Source organism: Arhodomonas sp. KWT (assembly GCF_010993615.1).
Window position 1 is genome coordinate 14,953 of the sequence record NZ_WNXE01000039.1, and the last position, 2,947, is coordinate 17,899.

Sequence of the window (2,947 nt, forward strand, 5' to 3'; positions counted from 1 at the left end):
GAGGGCGGGGGGCGCGCCGTGCTCATCGCCGGCGGCATCGGCGTCACGCCGATCCTGTCCATGGCGGCGGCCCTGACCGCCGCGGGCCGGGACTACCGCTTCCACTACAGCGGCCGCAGCCGCGGGCAGCTCGCCTTCGTCGACGAGATCCGGGCCCTCGCCGGCGAGCGGCTGAGCGTGCACGCCGACGACGAGCCGGACACCGCCCTCGACCTGGACGCCCTGCTGGCGGGCTACGGCCCGGCCGACCACCTCTACGTCTGCGGCCCCGGGGGCATGATCGACGCGCTCACCGCGGGCGCCCGTGCCCGGGGCTGGCCGCCGGAGCACGTGCACTTCGAGCTGTTCACCGCGGCCGCCCCGCAGGCCGGGGATCACGCCTTCGAGGTGGAGTGCCGCGCCTCCGGGGTGACCCTGCAGGTGGCCGCCGACCAGACGATCCTCGAGGCGGCCGAGGCCGCGGGCCTGGACCCGATGTCCGACTGCGAGCGCGGCGAGTGCGGGGTGTGCTCCACCGAGGTCATCGAGGGCGAGGTGGACCACCGGGACCACTACCTGAGCGACGACGAGAAGGCGAGCAACAGCGTCATGCAGATCTGCATCTCCCGGGCCAGGGGCGAGCGGCTGGTGCTGGATCTGTGAACGAGGAGGAGAAGGCAATGGGCAAGTATCGCGACAACCCCGAAGCGATCGCGTCGCTGGTGGGCGACGACTGCGTCCACCGCGACGTGTACCTGGACGAGGAGCTCTTCGAGCTGGAGCAGGACTACCTCTTCGCGCGGACCTGGAACTACCTGTGCCACGACAGCCAGATCCCCGACCGGGGCGACTACTTCACCGCCACCATCGCCGGGCGGCCGCTGATGGCGGTGCGCCACACCGACGGCAGCGTGCGGGTGATGATGAACCGCTGCGCGCACAAGGGCGCGAAGCTCGCCCCCGAGGAGCGCGGCAACACCGGCAAGTTCTTCCGCTGCCCCTACCACGCCTGGACGTTCAGGACCGACGGCTCGCTGCTCTCGATCCCGTTCAAGAAGGGCTACGAGGGCACGCGGCTGAACGAGTGCCGGGCCGCCAAGGGCCTGGTCACCATCGATAACGTCCGCAACTACCGCGGCTTCATCTTCGTGCGCATCAGCGACGAGGGCCCGGACTTCGACGAGTACTTCGGCCCTGTCATCACCTCGCTGGACAACATGGTCGACCGGGCCCCGGAGGGCGAGATCGAGGTCGCCGGCGGCTGCCTGCGGTTCATGCACGACTGCAACTGGAAGATGTTCGTCGAGAACCTCAACGACACCATGCACCCGATGATCGTGCACGAGTCCGCGGCGGGCACCGCCAGGGAGCTGTGGAAGGACCAGCCCGAGGACGCGCCCAAGCCCATGATCATCCAGCAGCTGCTGCCCTTCGTGAACGACTACCAGTTCTTCGACGCCGGCGGCGTGCGGGTGTTCGACAACGGCCACAGCTACGACGGCGAGAAGGTGAGCATCCACTCACACTACTCCGGGCTGCCCGAGTACGACCGCGCGATGGAGGCCGCGTACGGCCCCGAGCGCGCCCGCGAGATCCTGACCACGGTGCGGCACAACACCGTGCTGTATCCGACCATGACCTCCAAGTGCGCCATCCAGGCGATCCGCGTCGCGCGGCCGATCAGCGCCAACCGGACCCTGATCGAGAGCTGGACCTTCCGGCTAAAGGGCGCGCCGGAGGAGCTGCTGCAGCGCACGCAGACCTACTCGCGGCTGATCAACTCGCCGTTCTCCGTGGTGGGGCACGACGACCTCCACTGCTACGAGGCCATCCAGGCGGGGCTGCTCGCCTCCGGCAACGAGTGGATCAGCCTGCACCGGGACTTCGACCCGGTGGAGCTCGACGAGCCCGAGCGGCTGGATAACGGCACCAGCGAGATCTCCATGCGCAACCAGTTCCGCGCCTGGAGGAAGTTCATGACCGACGGCGCGTCCCGGGGCCAGTGAAGGGGGGCAGGGCGATGAGCGAACACGACACACCCAGCGACGAGGCGCTCGTGGACTTCGTCTACCACGAGGCACGGCTGCTCGACGAGAAGCGCTACGAGGAGTGGTCGGCACTGTTCACCGAGGACGGGGTCTACTGGATCCCGCTGGAGCACGACCAGCCCGACCCGGAGCACCATACCTCGCTGGTCTACGACGATCGGCTACTCATGCAGGTGCGTATCGGCCGCATGAACAGCCCGCGGGCCTTTTCGCTGCGGCCCACGGTGCGCGGCCACCACCTGCTCGCCCAGCCGCGCATCGAGCGCCGCGACCCGGAGGCCGGCGAGTACGTCCTGCGCACGGACTTCCACTACACCGAGGCCCGGGGCGACGAGGTGCTGCGCTACGCCGCCACCGCCTATCACCACCTCAGCGCCGACGGCGGGGAGCTGCGCATGCGCATGAAGCGGGTCAACCTGCTCAACTGCGATGCCAACCACCCGGCCGTCCAGCTCTACCTGTAGGCGGAGGTCGCCGTGAACCGAGCCAATACCGTCTGGGAGGCGTTCCGCGATACCGCGGCGCGGTTCCCGGATCATCCCTGCCTCCAGGTGCTGCCGGAGACGGCGGCGATCTACGGCATCGACGCCGGTGAGCGACGCTACGCGGCGGTCCTGGCGGAGGTCGACGCCCTCGCCGGGGCCTTCCGTGACGCCGGCTACGGCCCGGGGCTGCGCGCCGGGCTGCTGCTGGAGAACCGGCCGTCGTTCCTCACCCACTGGTTCGCGCTCAACCGCCTCGGCGTGAGCGTGGTGCCCATCAGCGCCGAGATGCGCGCCGCCGAGCTGGAGTACCTGTGCGGGCACAGCGAGATCGCGCTGGCGGTGACGCTGCCGGAGCGTGCGGGCGACCTCCGCGCCGCCGCGGAGCGTGCCGGCACCCGGCTCGCGGTGATGAGCCCCGGCGAGGCGGTGCCGCCG

At 70.0% G+C, this 2,947-nt stretch carries 4 protein-coding genes; all 4 read left to right on the plus strand.

Going from position 1 to position 2,947, the window contains the following annotated elements; genetic code table 11:
- The coding region (locus G7A99_RS25375) for a PDR/VanB family oxidoreductase (protein ID WP_240466195.1) at window positions 1-642 on the plus strand (642 nt) is incomplete at its 5' end.
- Window positions 643-659: 17 nt separating this feature from the next.
- Window positions 660-1,985 carry an aromatic ring-hydroxylating dioxygenase subunit alpha gene (locus tag G7A99_RS08750; protein ID WP_163139583.1) on the plus strand — a complete coding sequence of 442 codons (1,326 nt, stop codon included), beginning with the start codon at window positions 660-662 and terminating at the stop codon, window positions 1,983-1,985.
- A 14-nt stretch (window positions 1,986-1,999) separates the two neighbouring features.
- On the plus strand, window positions 2,000-2,491 hold the full coding sequence (locus tag G7A99_RS08755; protein WP_018718775.1) for an aromatic-ring-hydroxylating dioxygenase subunit beta: 492 nt from the start codon (window positions 2,000-2,002) through the stop codon (window positions 2,489-2,491).
- Window positions 2,492-2,503: 12 nt separating this feature from the next.
- The coding region (locus tag G7A99_RS08760; RefSeq protein WP_163139585.1) for an AMP-binding protein at window positions 2,504-2,947 on the plus strand (444 nt) is incomplete at its 3' end.